This window comes from Mucilaginibacter terrigena (assembly GCF_004168255.1).
Classification (GTDB): domain Bacteria; phylum Bacteroidota; class Bacteroidia; order Sphingobacteriales; family Sphingobacteriaceae; genus Mucilaginibacter; species Mucilaginibacter terrigena.
The window spans coordinates 16,245-33,321 of record NZ_SEWG01000007.1 but is presented as its reverse complement, the minus strand read 5'-3'; the positions used below and the strand labels follow the sequence as shown (position 1 = coordinate 33,321).

Sequence of the window (17,077 nt, the reverse complement as noted above, 5' to 3'; positions counted from 1 at the left end):
CCTTTTGTGTTTTAAAGGGATGTCAAGATAAGCCACCTCCCTGCGATAGCATTTATTTGTTTAAAGGTGGTGGCGCCATTTTGTCAGTACGCTAAAGTTGAGTAGCCTGATTATGAGGTTATTGAGAAATTTCGCGTACTTGCGCAAACGTGAACGTGAACATTTTGGATCGTTAAGATGTGTAAAAGTCATCGGCAAGCTCAGGCTGAAGAGGCCTTTTGCCTTTAACCTTTTAGCTTCAACCTTCTGCCTTTCCCAATAATATTTCATTAATTTGCATCACGGGAAAACCAATTGCCCGTTTGGTTCATTACTGATTTAATGCTTAAGCAAAAAAACAAGATTGCTGTTGTGGGCGGCGGAAGCTGGGCCACCGCTAATATTAAAATGCTTACCGATAACCCTGTCGAAAAAGAGATTTTTTGGTGGATGCGTAACGGGGAAGCAGTATCGCATATTATAAAATTTGGCCACAACCCAAATTACCTTAGCTCGGTTGAAATAAAAGTACCGGCTCAAAACATCTCTACCGATCTTAAATCGCTTATACAATTGGCAGATTATGTGCTGCTGAATGTGCCGGCTGCCTTTTTAAAGGAGGCGCTGCAGGGTATTACCGCTGCCGATTTGAAAGGTAAAAAGATAGTATCGGCAATTAAAGGGATAGTGCCTGATGAGAATAAGATCATCGGCGAGTTTTTGAACGAGTATTACGATGTACCGTTTGATCATTTCCTGGTGATAAGCGGCCCGTGCCATGCCGAAGAAGTGGCCCTGGAGAAACTATCGTACTTAACCATTGCATCGCAGGATGCCGGCCTTGCCGCCGAATTTGCCGGGATGCTAAGCACCCGGTATATTAAAACCATTGTATCTGATGATATATACGGCACCGAGTATGGTGCTGTACTAAAGAACGTTTACGCTATTGCGGGCGGTATTTGCCGTGGTGTGGGTTATGGCGATAACTTCCAGTCGGTTTTGATATCAAACGCCATACGCGAGTTGGAACGTTTTGTAGCCAAGGTACACCCTATTGACAGGGATATCAAAGAGTCGGCCTACCTGGGCGATCTGCTGGTAACCGCTTATTCGCAGTTTAGCCGTAACCGTACCTTTGGTAATATGATAGGCAAGGGCTATACCGTAAAATCGGCCCAACTGGAAATGAATATGATTGCCGAAGGTTATTATGCAGTAAATTGCCTACACCAGGTAAACAAGCAATATAGGGTTGATATGCCCATATGCGATGCTGTTTATGCTATTTTATACAAGAAAAGCATCCCCGCTGTAGAAATGCAGAAACTGGCAGAGAAATTGAGTTAACTACTGCAGTTAACCAAACAAAAATCTTCCAGGAAAATGAAAAAGCTATTTAAAACCACCATGTTTGCCGCGGCATTATTTGCTGCATCAACAAGCTATGCGCAAACACATAAGGATACAACACTTGGCCAAAAGGTAGGCACAACCGCCAAAAAAGGCTGGCATGCCACCAAAAAGGCAGCTAAAACAGTGGGCAACAAAACAGCCGAAGTAGCATCAAAGGGCGCATCGGCCGTAACAGATAAAAAGTATGATGCCAAGGTAGGGCCGCAGGGCCAAACCATTTACATCGATAAAAACTCGTACTATTATTACGTTAATAAAAAAGGGCGCCATATTTATGTGCCAAAAGTGCAACTGGTTGATAAACCCGCCAATTAATAATTTATTAAAAGCACCGATTAACCAACCGGTGCTTTTTTATTACTTTATGCTCAAAATGAAAAAACATGCTTTAATATTGGGGATGCTATGTGGAATGGCATTACTGATAACCGCCTGCGAAAAAAAAGGATCGAACACTAAATTGCTGGGCAGCTGGAAATCAAAAGATGCCAACGTTACCCTTAAAATAACCGATAAAAAGTTTATTATGGATGGCGATGAGCAAAACGCCGAGGATTATTTTACAAAAGGCGATACCATTTTCACCTCATTTGAAGGCAACCAGCCATATACCAAGTTTGTTATTCAAAAGCTGGACGACCAGCAGATGAACCTATTATACCCCGATTCGGTTGTAGTAAAATTTAGCCGCTAAAACAAAAACCTCCCGGATGATAAACAAACGAGAGGTTTTGTAAACAAAACTAAACTAAAACTATGCTTACGGTAACTACTCCGTAAGCTACTATGAAAACTAACTAATTAGAATCTTCTGCGGCGTTCCGGGCGATCTTCGCGGGGTTTGCCAGAGAAATCGCGGAAACCGCCGCCACCGCCGCTGCTCCTGTCCCTGTTAAAACCACCTTCGCGGCGTCCGCCACCACTACTGTTCCTGTCACGGTTAAAGCCGCCGCCGCCTTCGCGCCTTTGGTAACCACCTTCACGTCGTTCGCCACCACCGCTTCTTGGGCTGCTGGTGCCTTCGCCGGATACTTCTATCCTAACTTCGCGGCCTTTAAATTCAACGCCTTTAAAGTTGTTCATTACCTGGTCAACATCGCCGTTGCTTACTTCAAAGAACGAGTAAACACCTTTAACATCAATTTTGCCAACGGTACGGCCGCTTATTTTGGTGTTGTTGCAAATGTAACCCAGCAAATCGCCGCGGTTAAACTCATCAACACTACCTAAGTTGATAAACAAACGTGTATATTCTGATTTGCCACCAGCGTCGCGCATGCCGCGCTCCCCTCTTTCGCCATCCCTGCGGAAATCATCTGCAGGAGCGTTAAGGTCTGGTGCATTACTGTAATAATCTAAAAAGCGGTTAAACTCAAGCGATGCAAAACGTTTGATCACATCTTCTTTAGTTAACTCCGCAAATTCATCCATAATGCGCGGGATGTATTGCTCTATCTGCTCTTCGTTAATGGTTACGTTATGTACTTTATGTACAAGGGCAAATAATTGTTTTTCGCAAACATCAAAACCTGTTGGGATCTCAGCTTTTACAAACTTTTTACCTATGGTGCGTTCTATCTGGCGAATTTTACCAAGCTCTTTGCTGTTGATGATAGCGATAGATACACCTGTTTTACCTGCACGGGCTGTACGGCCGCTACGGTGGGTGTAATTTTCTATCTCATCGGGTAAGCTGTAGTTAATAACGTGTGTAACATCATTAACATCAATACCACGTGCTGCAACATCAGTAGCAATTAACAATTGCAGGCTGCGCTCGCGGTAGCGTTTCATTACCTTGTCGCGTTGTTGCTGCGAAAGGTCGCCGTGTAGCGAGTCGGCGTTGTAGCCGTCTTTCATAAGCGCTTCCGCAATTTCCTGCGTTTCTATTTTGGTACGGCAAAATACGATACCGAAGATCTCGGGGTTATTGTCAACAATACGTTTAAAGGCTGCATATTTATCACGGGCACGTACAACGTAGTACTCGTGGTCGATATTAACATTACCTGTATTTTTCTCGCCCATAGTAAGCTCGAAAGGGTCGGTCATGTATTTCTTAGCGATCCTTCTAACTTCAGAAGGCATAGTGGCCGAAAATAGCCATGTTTTTTTCTCGTCGGGCGTGGTTGATAAAATACTGTCAATGTCTTCCTGGAAGCCCATGTTGAGCATCTCATCAGCCTCATCCAATACTACAAACTTAACCTGCGAAAAATTGATCGCCTTACGGTTAATAATGTCAAGCATACGGCCGGGTGTAGCAACAACGATCTGTACACCACGTTTAATTTGGCGTAATTGATCCTGAATGCTTGCACCACCGTAAACGGCAACAACATTAACGTTGTTCATGTGCTTGGCGTAGTTCTTAATGTCGTTCGTGATCTGTAAACAAAGTTCACGTGTTGGGCATAAAACAAGCGCCTGCGGATGATTTTCTTCGAAATCGAGCAGTTCTAATAGCGGCAGTCCAAAAGCAGCTGTTTTACCGGTCCCTGTTTGGGCTAATCCGACAAAATCGTTGCTGCCTGTTAACAATACCGGAATTGACTGTTCCTGGATTGGTGTAGGATTTTCAAACCCTAACTCAGAGATGGCATTAACAATATCATGACGGATTCCCAGATTAATAAATGGGTTCATGAATTAAAATAACGTATTTGGCTACATCGCCAAATCGGGTGCAAAAGTACAATTAATAATTGGTATTTCAAATACTGTTTTTTGAATTTGTAATTGTGGTAAATTTATCATCGCTATTTGGCGTAACTTGCTTAAAATCAATAAGTTTTTTACACTAATGGTTTTGATGTTAGTGTAAAGGATACATACCCTGTGTTTTAAGCTGTAATGGCAAGGCGTTAAAAAGTATAAATGGTTGTATAAAAATGATTGTTACAGCGATATGATTTGCAGGTCAAAAGAGGGGGGATAAAAAAAGAAAATTGGTATATTTGGGTATGGATATTCAGGCCGAAAAATTAAATCTTATAAAATGGCTTACTGATATTGATGAGCCGGCGGTTATAAGAAGCTTTATTGATTTGAAAAATAAACAACAGGCAGACTGGTGGGACGAGATAGATGAACAGGAAAAAGCTGAAATTGAAATAGGGATAAACCAGGCCGATAACGGTGAAACCTTAACACACGAAGAGGTTATGGCAAAGTATGATAAATGGCGTTCAAAATAATCTGGACCAGGCAGGCCGCAAATGGCTTTGATAAGATCGTAAGATATTTGGCAGCGAACTGGACCGATAGAGAGGTGACGAACTTTATTAATGAAGCTGAGAATTTCTTTGAGGTTTTGAGCAAGCATCCCGAAATACTTCAGCGGTCGGGCAAAAAGAATAATGCATACCGTGGCCCAATAAATCCTCTTACCATAGTTACCTACCGTTTAAAACCCCTGAAGAAACAGATCGAATTGATCAACATCAGGAGTGCACGGCAAAAGCCATCAAAGCATTATCCTGCAATGTAACCCCTACCGCAACCTATCCGCCGATTTTACTAACTTCTCGTCCCTTTGGATGGCCTTTACAGCGAAAATGATCAGGATAATGCTGAGCGATGTTAGGAACAGGCCTATCCCCATGTTTTTATACTCCAGCTTTATAGGGCCAACTACGTTTTTTACGGTTTGCGCCATCCAGAAGCTATAGCCTATTAGCAACAGTATAGCTATGTAACTGTAAGTAATTTGCTGCTTGCGGTTCTTATAAAGGAATATTACTGCCAGCGGTATCAGTGCGGCAATAACAGTGATAATGGTGAGTGGTAAAAATGGCTGTATCTGCTTATCCTGCCCGTTAACAATTTCGTAAACGCCGGTAACGGTTACATTTACCAGTTTGCCATCCACAAAAATGTTATGCGCAAGGGGGAAAACAAATAGCGCGAAAAGCACTAAGGATGCAAACAGCAAGTATATAGATTGGATACGTTGTAGCATAACTATTTATTTGAAAGGTTACAGTAGTTGTATGTTAATGTGCAAATATAACAGATATAAGTAGCTTACAATTTCAACTTTTACAACATTTTTAAGCTTTACAACCAAATAACAAACTTAACTTTGCCGCGTGGCAAACACCCAACGATATTTTATTGAATTAAGTTACGATGGCACCAGCTATCATGGCTGGCAGGCACAGCCAAATGCCATAACCGTACAGGAAGTGCTGGATAAAGCCCTGGCGACCCTGCTGCGCCAGCCTATTGAAACTGTGGGCTGCGGCCGCACGGATACCGGTGTGCATGCTAAAGAGTATTTCGCGCATATAGATATACAGTCCATGGACCATAGACCATCGACCATGGACAAACGCAGTTTAAACGCCCTGCTGCCACATTCCATCGCCATCAAAAATATCATCCCCATTCATGCCGATGCCCATGCGCGGTTTGATGCCACCCTGCGTTCTTACGAATACCACATCCATTTTGAAAAGCACCCGTTTTTACACGGTTACTCCTGGCTGCTGCGCGACAAGCCTGATCTGGACCTGATGAACCGGGCGGCAGCAATAGTCATGGAATACACAGATTTTAGCTGTTTTAGCAAAAGTAATACGCAGGTTAAAACCAATAATTGTAAAATTGCAAAAGCCCAATGGGTGGAAACGCAAAATGGCATCGTTTTTCAAATCTCTGCCGATAGGTTTTTGCGCAACATGGTACGCGCTATTGTAGGTACCATGATGATGGTTGGCAAGGGCGAGATAAGCCCCGAAGAAGTGCGCGGGATAATAGAAAGCAAAAACCGCAGTAAGGCAGGCATGAGCGTACCGGCCTGCGGCTTGTATTTAACGGAGGTAAAATATAATTATTTAGCGCCCTAACCCCCTGAAGGGGAACAAGATTTTTATTAGAATAATGAGCAAAGAAAATAAAGATAGTAATTCAAAAACTCCCCCGTTAGCCAACGGGGGCGGAGGGGGCAGCGTTACCGGCAAGGCGCTTGACTGGAAGCTGCTGGGCCGGGTTATGCATTACGTAACGCCATATAACCGCACTTTTATTATTGCTACTTTCCTTACCATTTTTTTGGCCGCTGTTGCCATTGTACAGCCCATACTGATCCAACGTACGCTTGATGTAAACATTTTGGGTAACGATTACGATGGGCTTGTGTTTATGATTGGGCTGATGATAGCCCAACTGGTTATACAAACCATAGCGCAATATTACCAAACCTACTTAACCAACGCGCTTGGGCAATCGGTTATCCGCGATCTGCGGAAGGATGTTTTTAACCACATTACCAGCCTGCGCTTAAAATATTTCGACCGTACACCTATCGGGATGCTCATCACCCGTACCGTATCTGACCTGGAAACTATCGCCGATATATTTTCGGAAGGGCTGATCTCTATCATGGGCGACCTGCTGCTGGTGGTTGCCGTTATTGGCATTATGCTGTACCAGGACTGGAAGCTGGCGCTCATTACGCTGATACCTATGCCATTGCTTTTTGCGTCGACCTATGTGTTTAAAGAGGCCATTAAATCATCTTTCCAGGAAGTGCGTACACAGGTCGCTCAATTAAACACTTTTTTGGCCGAGCACATCAGCGGGATCGGCATCATCCAGTATTTTGCCCGCGAAGAGCAGGAAATGCGAAAGTTTAAAGCGGTGAATATGAAGTACCGTGATGCCAACATTCGCTCAAACTGGTACTATTCTATCTTTTTTCCGGTGGTAGAGATCTTGTTTGCTATTTGCATGGCCCTGCTGGTATGGTATGGCTGTAAACGCATCCTTAACGACCAGCAGATGCACGCATTATCGGCATCGCCAAATGGAATTACGCCGGGGGTTATAACAGGTTTTATTGTGTTGCTGAACATGCTGTTCCGCCCCATACGCCAGTTGGCCGATAAATTTAACACCCTGCAAATGGGTATGGTAGGTGCCGACAGGATCTTTAAAGTACTGGATACCGACGAGGTTGCTATTGACGATGGCAAACTTGCGCCGGAAACCCTACAGGGCGAAATAGAATTTAACAACGTTTGGTTTGCCTATAACGACGAGAACTGGGTACTTAAGGATATCAACTTCCACGTAAAACCCGGCGAAACGCTGGCTTTGGTGGGCGCTACGGGCGCAGGTAAATCATCAACCATCAATATCCTGAACCGTTTTTATGATATTGGAAAGGGTGAGGTAAAGGTTGACGGGCACGATATCCGTGAGTATAAGGTGGATTATCTGCGCTCGAAAATAGCCACGGTGATTCAGGATGTTTTTTTGTTTACCGATACTATTGGCAATAATATCAGCCTTAATAACACGGACATCACCAGGGAAGAGATCATCGCGGCAGCAAAAGATGTGGGCGCGCATGAGTTTATTGAACGCCTGCCGGGAGGCTACGATTATAACGTGATGGAACGCGGGGCAACGCTTTCGGCGGGGCAGGCGCAATTGATCTCGTTTATCCGTGCGCTGGTTTATAACCCGGCCATTTTGGTTTTGGATGAAGCCACCTCATCGGTAGATACCGAAACCGAACTATTGATCCAAAACGCGATTAGCAAACTGATGCAGGGCCGCACAGCCATTGTGATCGCCCACCGCCTGTCTACCATTCAAAACGCCGATAAGATCATCGTGCTGGACCATGGCGAGATAAAAGAAATGGGTACCCATCAGGAACTGCTTAGGATGGACAACGGCTACTACCGCAAACTATACGATCTACAATTTAACTCGGCAGGGATAGCCAAACCCTTATAGTTACTTAGATTCTAAACGGCGTGCACCATCTACAGCACCATTTGGCTGGTCTTCTTTAGGCGGGTTTTTCACCGGGGTAACCGGCTGCTCGCGGTTTTCGTAATATTTAGCCACGTTCTCCTGTTGAGGCTCGTCGGCATGGTATTCCTTATCCTCTTTTTTTACAACACTTTTATGGCCTTCATCATGCGGCCTGTTTGTAGGTGTGTCTGATGGCGAAGGTTTATCGGGGTTGTTTGCAGGTGTTGTCATGTTAGCATAACAGGTAAACCGATAAATTGTTGATTGGATTTACAGCCTTATCAAAACCTTTTCAAATACTTTGCATCTACCAATTCGCCGTAGGGGATCCCGGCTACGGTACCCAAACTAAACCAAGGCGAGCCATTTTGCAGTACCTGTATATTTTGAGCAGGCATAAAGCTTTGCGCCAGCAGGAACTGTTTTTTATGGGCGGCATTTTCGGATACATCCATCACCATAAAACAATGCCCCGGCGAGCCGCCTTTTATAAACACATCCCCGGCCTTTATATCATCAGGGTTGGTAACCGGCTTTAATTCTTTTTGTAATGATAAGGTGCCCGCGTACGAGAACACCAGGTTCATATAGCGTAAAAAGTTGGGATAGCTGTAATCCTTTTTTCCTTTTAGTACCCAGCGCTCATTGGCGTAACGGTAACCGTTGGCATAGTGCACATAATCACATTTAAACCCGCTGGTGAAGTTAAAGGATATGGCTTTGTAGTTTGCCTGCTGATACAGGTATTCGGCGCGCAGGCGCATTACGGCGTCGGCGCATTGCTGCAGGTCTTGTGTGCCAACGCTCATATCAACCACGGCGGCGGTGTAAGGGTCGGTGCGGGCGATGCTGCCGGTATAGGTTTTGGTATGGGTGCCTGCAGGTTTAAGCTTCAGGTTTTGCAGGTATGCCCCAAAACTGCCCGGTGCAACAGCAATATTCGCATATCCTGCTGATGGCTTAAAGCGCGTATGCACATTATCCGCAGGGATAAACGATACCATAGATACCAATAAAATCAAGGCTAAAATATTTTTCATCGTTTTATTGATTTAACCAGTTGCCGGTAGGGGTTAAAAGGTACAGGCAGCCCATTCACTATTTTAAATGCAGAAAAATGTAAATGCGTAGGCGAGCGTTTCTTGTAAGCATTTAATCCGGTACGGCCAACTTGGGCAATCTTGTCGCCGGCTTTTAATTCATCGCCGGGGTTTACAAATATGGCGCGGTTGTGCGCATAATAAGTAAATATGCCCGTTGCCGGGTGGTACACCCAAATAAATTTGCCGCCGCGCAGGGTGCTTGCAGGTTCCCACTGATTACTGCAGGCTACAACAATACCATCGGCCACCACCAGTACATCAACAGGTTTGCTTGTTTTATCGTCAATGCCGTCCTGGTTTTTATCGGTTATGAAAATATCATGGGCAGGGTGGGCGGCGTGCTTGTTGCCATCAAGGTAGTTATAGCCCTTATCGCTGTAGCCATTGCCGTTTGTGCCGCCAATAGCGCTGCTTTTGTAACCGCTAAGCGGGAATATCCAGGTGGGGTTATTTGCAGAAGCGCTTACCTTTATCTGTATCAGCAATGTTTTAAACTGCCTTGCCGCATCGGCCCGTTTAATGGTGCCGTTAAGTACCCGATTATTAAGCTCGTTAATTTTTATGCATATAGATCTTACATCCTGCGCAAAAGCCGAAATTGTAAATAAAGGGATAGCGAATATCAGTAGCAGCTTCTTCATAAATTGGTGACTAAATTTATAAAAAAGCAACGCGGTATGCAATTTTTGGTTGTTATATTACACCATGAAAAAAATACTTGCGCTGTTTGTCCTGCTGCTTATGATCTCTATTAACCTGAAAGCCCAATCGATAACAAAAGATGAAGAATGGGATAAGCTGATCGGGTATCTTTCGGCCGAGCAGTGGGATGGGGCTAACAGCCTGTCGCTGCAATTTTTAAAAAGGATCCCGGATGCAGATAAGGACGGGGACGAAGCGGCCGGTTTAAGGTATATGTACATCCTTTCGGAAGCGGGGCTGATGAACGAGCAAAAAGTGACAAAGAACGAAGCCCAAAAGAAAGTAGCTGCCTTCGCAGGGCGCAGGGTAATATTGGCCGGGCACCCGCTTACTTCAAAAGAAGGGTTCAACAGCATCCAGCTTGTAAATGATAAAACCGATACCCTGATGGTAACTGCTTCGAATATAAAAGCGACGCAGATCTTTAGCTTTGAGTATATCATACCCAAAAAAGCCATGCCGCTGGATGAGTTTAAAAACAATGCAGGCAAGGTGTACGGTGTATCCGGCCGTATAAAATCCATAAAGGTAGAAGGTACGATGTTCCCGAGGTTTAAAATATATATCGATGAGGCGGAGTTAAGCCAGCGATAGGAATAGTATTTACCTAACCTGTTAATATTCAGGTAAATGTTAACAAATAAATAACCGCATAATAACGTTTATAAAATTGTTTATCGCTTATTTTTATAGACCTGTAAAAAGGCCGTACTAAAATAACTCTAATACAATTTTTATGACCTGGAGAAAATTTAGCGGAGAGGTGATCCAAACACCCATATTGGAAGAAGTGGAAGCTGCCATTGAACGGGAAACCAACCTGGGCAATAAATTAAAAGTTTGTATCGGTACAGATTCGCAGGTGAAGGGCTCTGTTACCGATTTTGCTACCGTTATTGTTTTTATCCGCGAACAGCGCGGCGCCTTCATGTTCATTCACCAGGAACGTACCTCGCAAAAAATGAGCATAAAGGAACGGATGCTTTACGAGGTGCAAAAATCTATTGATATTGCCTACAAGCTTTGCGACCTGCTTGACCTGTATGATGTAGGCCTTGAGGTACACGCCGACATCAACACCAACCCTATGTTTAAAAGCAACGCTGCCCTGCACGAAGCAATGGGCTACATCCTGAGCATGGGCTTTGTATTTAAGGCCAAACCCGAGGCCTTCGCCAGCTCGTGCTGTGCCAATAAGATGGTGCAGTAAGGGACAGAGATTAGTAATTAGAGATTAGTTGCCGGTGTTATTTTGTTTTTGGCAGGCTTTTTTTAACTTGCCGGCAAGGTTTTGGAGATTATTTGGCCATGGTTCACCTAATCTCTAAGTCCTGATTAACTAATCTCTAACTACCATGTCCCCATTAATAGAAATTACCGACCCGCGGGTACTTGACCCCGAAACCATATTGATTGATGTACGCGCAGGCGCCAACGCCCGCGAACGTTACCTTGCAGGCCACCTGCCCAATGCCATTTTAGCCACGCTGGATAATGACCTGGCCGAACACCCCGAGGACCCTGCCTTTGGCGGACGGCACCCCTTACCATCATTAAAAGATTTTACCGCTACTTTGGGGCGCTGGGGCATAAGGCCCGATAGCCACATTGTGGTTTACGATGATAAGGCGGCGGCGATGGGCGGCGCACGCCTGTGGTGGATGCTGCGATCGATAGGCCACCCACATGTACAAGTACTAAATGGCGGGTTAAAAGCCGCCACCGACGAGGGAGTAGCGCTAAGCACCGATGATTACCAGCCCGTTGCAGTTACGCCTTACCCCGTGCCGCCGGCCTACCGCAATACCGTGGATATTGAAGAAGTGAAAGCTGCTGCCAAAGCCGACGACCGCGTGGTTATTGATGTGCGCGAGGGTGCGCGGTACTTAGGCCACACCGAACCGCTCGACCTTGTGGCCGGGCATATACCGGGGGCCGTAAACCTGTTTTACAGCAACAGCCTATCTCCCGGGGGCAAATACCTAACGTCGCAGGCGCTGGCTACCCTTTATAACGAAACTATAGGAGATGTTAAGCCCGAAAATGTTATAGTGCATTGCGGATCGGGCGTTACGGCCTGCCACACCCTGCTGGGTATGGAGCATGCGGGTATAACCGGGCCTAAGCTTTATGTGGGTTCGTGGAGTGAATGGAGCCGCAGGGAACTGCCAATAGCTACGGAAGCGAATGGGTTGTAATTGTTGTATTGCTGGATTGCTATATTGTTGAATTGTTCGATTGCTGGACAATACAACCATCAAACAATATAACAATAGCTTTAGCCCAACAATAAAAGAATACAACAATTACCCAAACAGCCTGTTACACCATCGTGAAAACATACGCGTTAAAATTAAAGCAGGATATTCCCATAAGTTTGAAGCAGGCATGGGATTTTTTTTCGTCGCCGCTTAACCTGGAGAAGATAACCCCGCCCGACATGCGGTTTGTGGTAACATCCGATTATAGTGCCCAAACTAAAATGTACGCGGGGATGATCATCACCTACAAGATCTCGCCGCTTTTGGGCATCAAGCTAAACTGGATGACCGAAATAACCCATGTACAGGAAAGTAAATACTTTGTGGACGAGCAGCGCTTTGGCCCATACGCCCTATGGCACCACCAGCACCATTTCAAAGAGATCCCCGGCGGCGTGGAGATGACTGATATATTAAACTATGCTATCCCATTCGGCATCATTGGCCGGTTAACCAATAACGTATTTGTGGCCGGTAAGATCAAAAAAATATTTGAATACCGGGTAAAGGCCATTGAAGAGTTGTTTGGGAAGATGTAGAAATTTGCCTTTGTCATCCTGAGCGATAGCGAAGGATCTATTCGCGAACTGTGCAATCGCCTACATGCATGGCTGTGAATAGATGCTTCACTGCGTTCAGCATGACAATTTGTTATTACTTACAATACTTCTTCGCCTCTTCCACCGCGGCTTTTGATCCTAAAACAACAGCCTGTTTAAAATCTGCACACGCGCCGGTAACATCTTTGGTATTGATACGGGCCAGGCCGCGCAGGTAGTACACCTCTTCGTTTTTAGGTTCCAGCTTTAGGGCGTAGTTAAAGTCGGCGTTCATGCGCTGTGTATTGGGCAAATAGCTTTGTGCCAGGCCACGATAAGCAAAAATGATGTTGTTATCCAGGTTGATAAATAAAACGCTGTTATAGTCGTCTATAGCGCCCTGGTAGTTCTTCATGGCCATGCGCACCTTTGCACGGATCAGGTACGGCTCCTCGTCACCCTCATGGATCTTGATGGCTTTGGCAATATCTGCCAGTGCACCAGGATAATCCTTCAGGTCGAATTTGGCGCTGCCCCGGTTACTGTAAGCTTCAACTGATGCAGTATCCATTTTTATGGCGATGTTATAATCTAAAATAGCGCCATTAGGGTTGCCCATGCTTTGTTTAGCAGCGCCGCGCCCCACATAAAAAGTAGCTACTTTTGGGTTTTTGGTGATCAGGTCATTTAATATAGGCAGGCTTTCGCTGTAGAAACGGGCCTTCATCATCGCCTTTACCATGCGCGAATAGAAGTTATCGTCATCGGTACCAATATCCGCTATCTTCTTATAATCGGCTAAGGCACCCGGCCTGTCGCCAACTTTTAAGCGCACATCGGCACGCCTCAGGCGGGTTTCCACATTGCCGGGCTGTATTTCCAGCGAGTGGGTGTAGTTTTTAAGCGCTGTGGCGTAATCCTTACGGCCATAGGCGATCATCCCCAAAACAACATACGAGTAATCGTTATTGGGGTTCATTTTTATGCCCAGGTTCAGGTCGGCCAGGGCGGTAACGGTGTCTTTCAGTTCCAGTTCGGCACGGGCGCGGGTGATATAGGCATAACTGTTTTTGGCATCCAGCTCGATGGCCTTATCAGCATCCTCTTTACCCTCGTCGAAGTTTTTTTGGTTAACTTTCAGATCTGCCCGGTTCTGGTAAGCATCCGAGTTCTCCTTCAGTTCGATAGATTTGTTAAAGTCGGTCATGGCGCCTTCCAAATCATCTATGTTATGCCTTACAATGCCGTCAAACAGGTATAACTCGTAGTTGTTAGGGTCAAGCTTTATGGCCTGTGCAAAATACTCCAGCGCGGCCTTTTTATCGTTATTATTGCTTAGTGCGTTTGCCAGGTATTTGTAAAGGTTTGGCATTTTGGGGTTTAGCGTAATAACCTTTTTATAATCGGCAATGGCAGCATTATAATTTTTGAGGTTGCCATATGCGTTACCGCGATAAAATACAGCTTCGGCATTTTTAGGATTTAGGGCCAATGCCGCGGTATAATCAGCAATGGCACCCTTAAAATCGCCCACATTGCCTTTGGCGTTGCCCCGGTAATAGATCAGGTCGGAATTTTTTGGGTCGAGCGCAACCGCTTTATCATAATCTTCTATGGCTCCGTCGTTGTCCGTCAGGTTGCTTTTGGCCACGCCACGGTATTCGTATAACGATGGATCTTTAGGGTTTAAGGCGATGGCTTTGGTAAAGTCTTCAACCGCGCCGGCGTGGTCGCCCAGGCTGGCCTTTGCATTGGCACGGTAATGGTACATATCGGCATTGGGCGCAAGGGCAATGGCTTTGGTAATATCGGTTATGGCATCGGCATATTTTTGCTGCGCGTTATTTGCGTTACCGCGATAAAAATAAGCGAAGGGGTTTTTAGGGTCAAGCTCGATAGATCGGTCGTAATCCTGCACGGCCATGGTGTATTCCTTCAGGTCGTTATAAGCATTGGCGCGGTAAAAGTAGGCACGACCGTTTTTGGCATCCAACTGTATGGCTTTGGTAAAATCGGCAATGGCAGCGTTATAATTCTTTTGGCCTGCTTTCGCGTTACCGCTTTGCATCAAAGTTTCGGCTGTTTGAGCAGCGCAGCAAAAGGGTAATAGAAAAAATAGAAGGAATAATCTGGCCATATCTGTTGTGTGCTATCTAAAAGGCTTGTATAAAAATGCTACAGACGCCGTGGTGCCATCGCCGGTGTTACGGCCGTTTATAAAATGCCCTGCCGATAAGAACGTTGAGAACCGCCTGTTAAAGGTGTATCCATACGTTAACGAGGCCTGGTTAAACGCGAAGTTTTTATTGGCCGACTGGATAGGCGAAAATCTGGTAAAGCTACTGGCCGAATAAAACCCGCCTACCGATACCGATACCTGGTGACGGAACTTCCTGTCCAGCGTTAACCCGAAGGAGCCGGTGTACCTGTCCTGTATAGGGCCTTGCGGGCCAAAGTACTGGCGCACGCCATTCTCTAAAGTGAAATAGTAATTTTTGCCCAGCACCTTGCCGCTACCCGCAAAGGCCAGCTTAATTTCCGCACCCTGCTGTTTGTAGCCCAGGCCAAGGTCGTTGTACAGGGGCTGTACAAATGTACCCTGTATGGTAAAATAATAGATGTAATTGATGTTGGCCAAATAGTAACGAACCCCCACTTCCAGGTCGGTAAAGCCCATGGTTACGGTTTTGGCGGTGTTATCTTCGTATGTGTTTTTTACATAAGGCAACAAAGCCACCAAAGTAAAACGCCTGCTTAAGCCATACTCGGCATATAACGAAAACCCTAACGACTCGAACTGCCCGCCCTGCGGGAACAGCGTTTTACGGCGCAGCGAATCCCAGCCCCTGTCGGCATAAAAATAACTGAACGATGGCGATAGCAACAACCTTTTTGGCCGCACCGGGAAACCGCCTGCATGGCTGCTGTTGGGTGCCAGCATTATCAGGCCTATGGCTATCAGTAAATACTTTAAGTAAGTTTTAGGTAAATTCATTTTTCAAGTTAAAATAATGCAAATGCGTCGCGCATCCACCTTCCCTCTAAATCTTTATACACCTGGCTTACTTCGTGCCCAAGGTCCTTAAACACCAGCAGCCTTTTTTTACCGGGGATGATGTTATACGTACCATACTCGTTATACGGCGGTGCGTAGGGGTCTAACAGGCCTATCCCCATAATGGTATTGCAGGTTAGGTTGCTGGCAAAGTTCTTCCCGTCGTAATAGTTTAAGTTATCAAGCACCTTTGTAAAGGTTAAGCCCGGTTGTGTTTTTATGTATTTTTTTATATCGTTTATCGGCCAGGTAACCTCGCCATCTAAATTATTTACATCGCACAGGATAGGGTTTTGTGCCGAGCACAGGTTAACCCTTTTATCGAGGCTTGCCGTGGCAATAGCCAGGTACCCACCCATACTGCCGCCCGATACCAGTATATTATCGTGCTTCAGCTCGGGCCGCGAGTACACAAAATCAACCGCGCGGATGCAATCCATAATTACACCCCTCATTACGTAACGGTCGCGGTCTTCTACATGGTAAAAAATAAACTCGTCCCGGCGGGTATCAATCGGCCCGCGACTATTACCCTGCCCCCTTACGTTAAGGGTTATAATGGCAAGGTCTTCATCCAGCCCGGTTATGGGCAGCAAATTTACCTGGTAACCCGGTAAACCAAGTAATACGGAAAACTTGCGGTTCTTGTTACTGCTTATGGGTACCGTCATCCACCCCCTAATGGTGTAGTTATCCAGCGATTTCATTTCGATGAGGAACACCTTGCGGTTATCGGTGTTCATTTTGGGCATGGCGGTAACTTTAAACTCGGGTTTTACCTTGGCCAGTTCATCCTTTGCTTTTTGCCAGAAAGCATCAAAATCGACAGGTTTGGCGTATTTGGAGCGGATCTCCTCGGGCTTTATGCCGAACACACGGCGGGTGGTATCATCGTACTCGGTGATGTTCACCATAAAATCTACCTTGTAAAAGCCCGATTTAAGGGCGGGCAGGTCAAAGTTGTATTTCTCGGCGCTTTTTTTACCTATGCGGGCTTTTTGCGTTCCCGAACCTATTTTTTTACCATGCTGCGTGATCAGGTACGATACCGTGCCCTCCTGCAAAACATCCGTAGGGTTTTTTACCTCGAATGTATATTTGGCGTTACTATCGAATATGGCGTTTTTGCTGCCGGCGGTAAGTACGGTAGATATGCCGTCCTCATCGTCCTGGGCAAAGGCGGGCATGGAACCCGTAAGCGTGATAAGGCAAAGGAGTATAAAAAATATCTTATTTGATCTGTTCACCATA

Annotated in this window: 19 protein-coding genes; 11 read left to right on the top strand and 8 right to left on the bottom strand. The window is 45.5% G+C overall.

What is annotated here, in order from left to right; translation table 11 throughout:
* The first annotated feature begins 321 nt into the window (after positions 1 to 321).
* Genes EWM62_RS16300 through EWM62_RS16290 form a run of 3 tightly spaced genes read left to right on the top strand, consistent with a single transcriptional unit; the run spans position 322 to position 2,089 of the window.
* A complete protein-coding gene (locus EWM62_RS16300; RefSeq protein ID WP_129877743.1) occupies positions 322 to 1,329 on the top strand; it encodes an NAD(P)H-dependent glycerol-3-phosphate dehydrogenase in 1,008 nt (335 codons plus the stop codon).
* 36 nt (positions 1,330 to 1,365) lie between these two features.
* Positions 1,366 to 1,710, top strand: coding sequence for a hypothetical protein (locus EWM62_RS16295; RefSeq protein WP_203235066.1), 345 nt, complete (start codon positions 1,366 to 1,368; stop codon positions 1,708 to 1,710).
* 58 nt (positions 1,711 to 1,768) lie between these two features.
* Entirely contained in the window at positions 1,769 to 2,089 is a 321-nt protein-coding gene (locus EWM62_RS16290) for a hypothetical protein (RefSeq protein ID WP_129877742.1), read from the top strand.
* A gap of 107 nt (positions 2,090 to 2,196) precedes the next feature.
* Here EWM62_RS16290 and EWM62_RS16285 read toward each other — a convergent pair whose 3' ends face one another.
* The gene (locus EWM62_RS16285; protein ID WP_129877741.1) at positions 2,197 to 4,041 is read right to left on the bottom strand and encodes a DEAD/DEAH box helicase; all 1,845 of its coding nucleotides are present in this window, start codon (positions 4,039 to 4,041) and stop codon (positions 2,197 to 2,199) included.
* A gap of 317 nt (positions 4,042 to 4,358) precedes the next feature.
* Here EWM62_RS16285 and EWM62_RS16280 point away from each other — a divergent pair, with 317 nt between their 5' ends.
* Complete coding sequence (locus EWM62_RS16280) at positions 4,359 to 4,592, top strand: hypothetical protein (protein WP_129877740.1); 234 nt, start codon at positions 4,359 to 4,361, stop codon at positions 4,590 to 4,592.
* A complete protein-coding gene (locus tag EWM62_RS16275; protein WP_129877739.1) occupies positions 4,577 to 4,885 on the top strand; it encodes a type II toxin-antitoxin system RelE/ParE family toxin in 309 nt (102 codons plus the stop codon). Before EWM62_RS16280 ends, EWM62_RS16275 begins: the two co-directional genes overlap by 16 nt.
* Positions 4,886 to 4,888: 3 nt before the next feature.
* Here EWM62_RS16275 and EWM62_RS16270 read toward each other — a convergent pair whose 3' ends face one another.
* Positions 4,889 to 5,356 carry a DUF4293 domain-containing protein gene (locus tag EWM62_RS16270; RefSeq protein WP_129877738.1) on the bottom strand — a complete coding sequence of 156 codons (468 nt, stop codon included), beginning with the start codon at positions 5,354 to 5,356 and terminating at the stop codon, positions 4,889 to 4,891.
* A gap of 130 nt (positions 5,357 to 5,486) precedes the next feature.
* Here EWM62_RS16270 and truA point away from each other — a divergent pair, with 130 nt between their 5' ends.
* Positions 5,487 to 6,245 (top strand): tRNA pseudouridine(38-40) synthase TruA, encoded by a 759-nt coding sequence (gene truA / locus EWM62_RS16265; RefSeq protein ID WP_129877737.1) that lies wholly within the window; start codon positions 5,487 to 5,489, stop codon positions 6,243 to 6,245.
* A 145-nt stretch (positions 6,246 to 6,390) separates the two neighbouring features.
* Positions 6,391 to 8,145 carry an ABC transporter ATP-binding protein gene (locus tag EWM62_RS16260; RefSeq protein WP_238989380.1) on the top strand — a complete coding sequence of 585 codons (1,755 nt, stop codon included), beginning with the start codon at positions 6,391 to 6,393 and terminating at the stop codon, positions 8,143 to 8,145.
* On the opposite strand, the gene EWM62_RS16255 is transcribed toward EWM62_RS16260, so the two are convergent.
* Genes EWM62_RS16255 through EWM62_RS16245 form a run of 3 tightly spaced genes read right to left on the bottom strand, consistent with a single transcriptional unit; the run spans position 8,146 to position 9,910 of the window.
* The gene (locus EWM62_RS16255; protein WP_129877735.1) at positions 8,146 to 8,397 is read right to left on the bottom strand and encodes a hypothetical protein; all 252 of its coding nucleotides are present in this window, start codon (positions 8,395 to 8,397) and stop codon (positions 8,146 to 8,148) included.
* 50 nt (positions 8,398 to 8,447) lie between these two features.
* A complete protein-coding gene (locus EWM62_RS16250) occupies positions 8,448 to 9,206 on the bottom strand; it encodes a DUF4846 domain-containing protein (RefSeq protein WP_129877734.1) in 759 nt (252 codons plus the stop codon).
* Positions 9,203 to 9,910: a M23 family metallopeptidase gene (locus EWM62_RS16245; RefSeq protein WP_129877733.1), complete on the bottom strand. Its 708-nt coding sequence runs from the start codon at positions 9,908 to 9,910 to the stop codon at positions 9,203 to 9,205. Before EWM62_RS16245 ends, EWM62_RS16250 begins: the two co-directional genes overlap by 4 nt.
* 64 nt (positions 9,911 to 9,974) lie before the next feature.
* Here EWM62_RS16245 and EWM62_RS16240 point away from each other — a divergent pair, with 64 nt between their 5' ends.
* From EWM62_RS16240 to EWM62_RS16225, 4 genes are all read left to right on the top strand, one after another.
* Positions 9,975 to 10,565, top strand: a complete 591-nt coding sequence (locus EWM62_RS16240) for a hypothetical protein (protein WP_129877732.1) — start codon at positions 9,975 to 9,977, stop codon at positions 10,563 to 10,565.
* Positions 10,566 to 10,707: 142 nt separating this feature from the next.
* Positions 10,708 to 11,181, top strand: a complete 474-nt coding sequence (locus EWM62_RS16235; protein WP_129877731.1) for a ribonuclease H-like YkuK family protein — start codon at positions 10,708 to 10,710, stop codon at positions 11,179 to 11,181.
* Positions 11,182 to 11,326: 145 nt separating this feature from the next.
* Positions 11,327 to 12,169: a sulfurtransferase gene (locus EWM62_RS16230; protein WP_129877730.1), complete on the top strand. Its 843-nt coding sequence runs from the start codon at positions 11,327 to 11,329 to the stop codon at positions 12,167 to 12,169.
* Between the two features lie 134 nt (positions 12,170 to 12,303).
* A complete protein-coding gene (locus EWM62_RS16225; RefSeq protein WP_129877729.1) occupies positions 12,304 to 12,771 on the top strand; it encodes an SRPBCC family protein in 468 nt (155 codons plus the stop codon).
* Between the two features lie 115 nt (positions 12,772 to 12,886).
* On the opposite strand, the gene EWM62_RS16220 is transcribed toward EWM62_RS16225, so the two are convergent.
* Genes EWM62_RS16220 through EWM62_RS16210 form a run of 3 tightly spaced genes read right to left on the bottom strand, consistent with a single transcriptional unit; the run spans position 12,887 to position 17,076 of the window.
* A complete protein-coding gene (locus EWM62_RS16220) occupies positions 12,887 to 14,908 on the bottom strand; it encodes a tetratricopeptide repeat protein (protein WP_129877728.1) in 2,022 nt (673 codons plus the stop codon).
* A gap of 12 nt (positions 14,909 to 14,920) precedes the next feature.
* On the bottom strand, positions 14,921 to 15,766 hold the full coding sequence (locus tag EWM62_RS16215) for a hypothetical protein (RefSeq protein ID WP_129877727.1): 846 nt from the start codon (positions 15,764 to 15,766) through the stop codon (positions 14,921 to 14,923).
* Positions 15,767 to 15,774: 8 nt separating this feature from the next.
* Positions 15,775 to 17,076 carry an acetylxylan esterase gene (locus EWM62_RS16210; RefSeq protein WP_129877726.1) on the bottom strand — a complete coding sequence of 434 codons (1,302 nt, stop codon included), beginning with the start codon at positions 17,074 to 17,076 and terminating at the stop codon, positions 15,775 to 15,777.
* Position 17,077: the final 1 nt, after the last annotated feature.

Excerpts from the sequence above, each read along its gene's own strand:
- EWM62_RS16285 (WP_129877741.1), bottom strand. The coding sequence starts at position 4,041 with ATGAACCCATTTATTAATCTGGGAATCCGTCATGATATTGTTAATGCC.
- EWM62_RS16240 (WP_129877732.1), top strand. The coding sequence starts at position 9,975 with ATGAAAAAAATACTTGCGCTGTTTGTCCTGCTGCTTATGATCTCTATT.
- EWM62_RS16260 (WP_238989380.1), top strand. The coding sequence starts at position 6,391 with ATGCATTACGTAACGCCATATAACCGCACTTTTATTATTGCTACTTTC.
- EWM62_RS16215 (WP_129877727.1), bottom strand. The coding sequence starts at position 15,766 with ATGAATTTACCTAAAACTTACTTAAAGTATTTACTGATAGCCATAGGC.
- EWM62_RS16290 (WP_129877742.1), top strand. The coding sequence starts at position 1,769 with ATGAAAAAACATGCTTTAATATTGGGGATGCTATGTGGAATGGCATTA.
- EWM62_RS16230 (WP_129877730.1), top strand. The coding sequence starts at position 11,327 with ATGTCCCCATTAATAGAAATTACCGACCCGCGGGTACTTGACCCCGAA.
- EWM62_RS16235 (WP_129877731.1), top strand. The coding sequence starts at position 10,708 with ATGACCTGGAGAAAATTTAGCGGAGAGGTGATCCAAACACCCATATTG.
- EWM62_RS16220 (WP_129877728.1), bottom strand. The coding sequence starts at position 14,908 with ATGGCCAGATTATTCCTTCTATTTTTTCTATTACCCTTTTGCTGCGCT.
- EWM62_RS16295 (WP_203235066.1), top strand. The coding sequence starts at position 1,366 with ATGAAAAAGCTATTTAAAACCACCATGTTTGCCGCGGCATTATTTGCT.
- EWM62_RS16250 (WP_129877734.1), bottom strand. The coding sequence starts at position 9,206 with ATGAAAAATATTTTAGCCTTGATTTTATTGGTATCTATGGTATCGTTT.
- EWM62_RS16280 (WP_129877740.1), top strand. The coding sequence starts at position 4,359 with ATGGATATTCAGGCCGAAAAATTAAATCTTATAAAATGGCTTACTGAT.
- EWM62_RS16245 (WP_129877733.1), bottom strand. The coding sequence starts at position 9,910 with ATGAAGAAGCTGCTACTGATATTCGCTATCCCTTTATTTACAATTTCG.
- EWM62_RS16275 (WP_129877739.1), top strand. The coding sequence starts at position 4,577 with ATGGCGTTCAAAATAATCTGGACCAGGCAGGCCGCAAATGGCTTTGAT.
- EWM62_RS16270 (WP_129877738.1), bottom strand. The coding sequence starts at position 5,356 with ATGCTACAACGTATCCAATCTATATACTTGCTGTTTGCATCCTTAGTG.
- EWM62_RS16300 (WP_129877743.1), top strand. The coding sequence starts at position 322 with ATGCTTAAGCAAAAAAACAAGATTGCTGTTGTGGGCGGCGGAAGCTGG.
- EWM62_RS16255 (WP_129877735.1), bottom strand. The coding sequence starts at position 8,397 with ATGACAACACCTGCAAACAACCCCGATAAACCTTCGCCATCAGACACA.
- EWM62_RS16210 (WP_129877726.1), bottom strand. The coding sequence starts at position 17,076 with ATGGTGAACAGATCAAATAAGATATTTTTTATACTCCTTTGCCTTATC.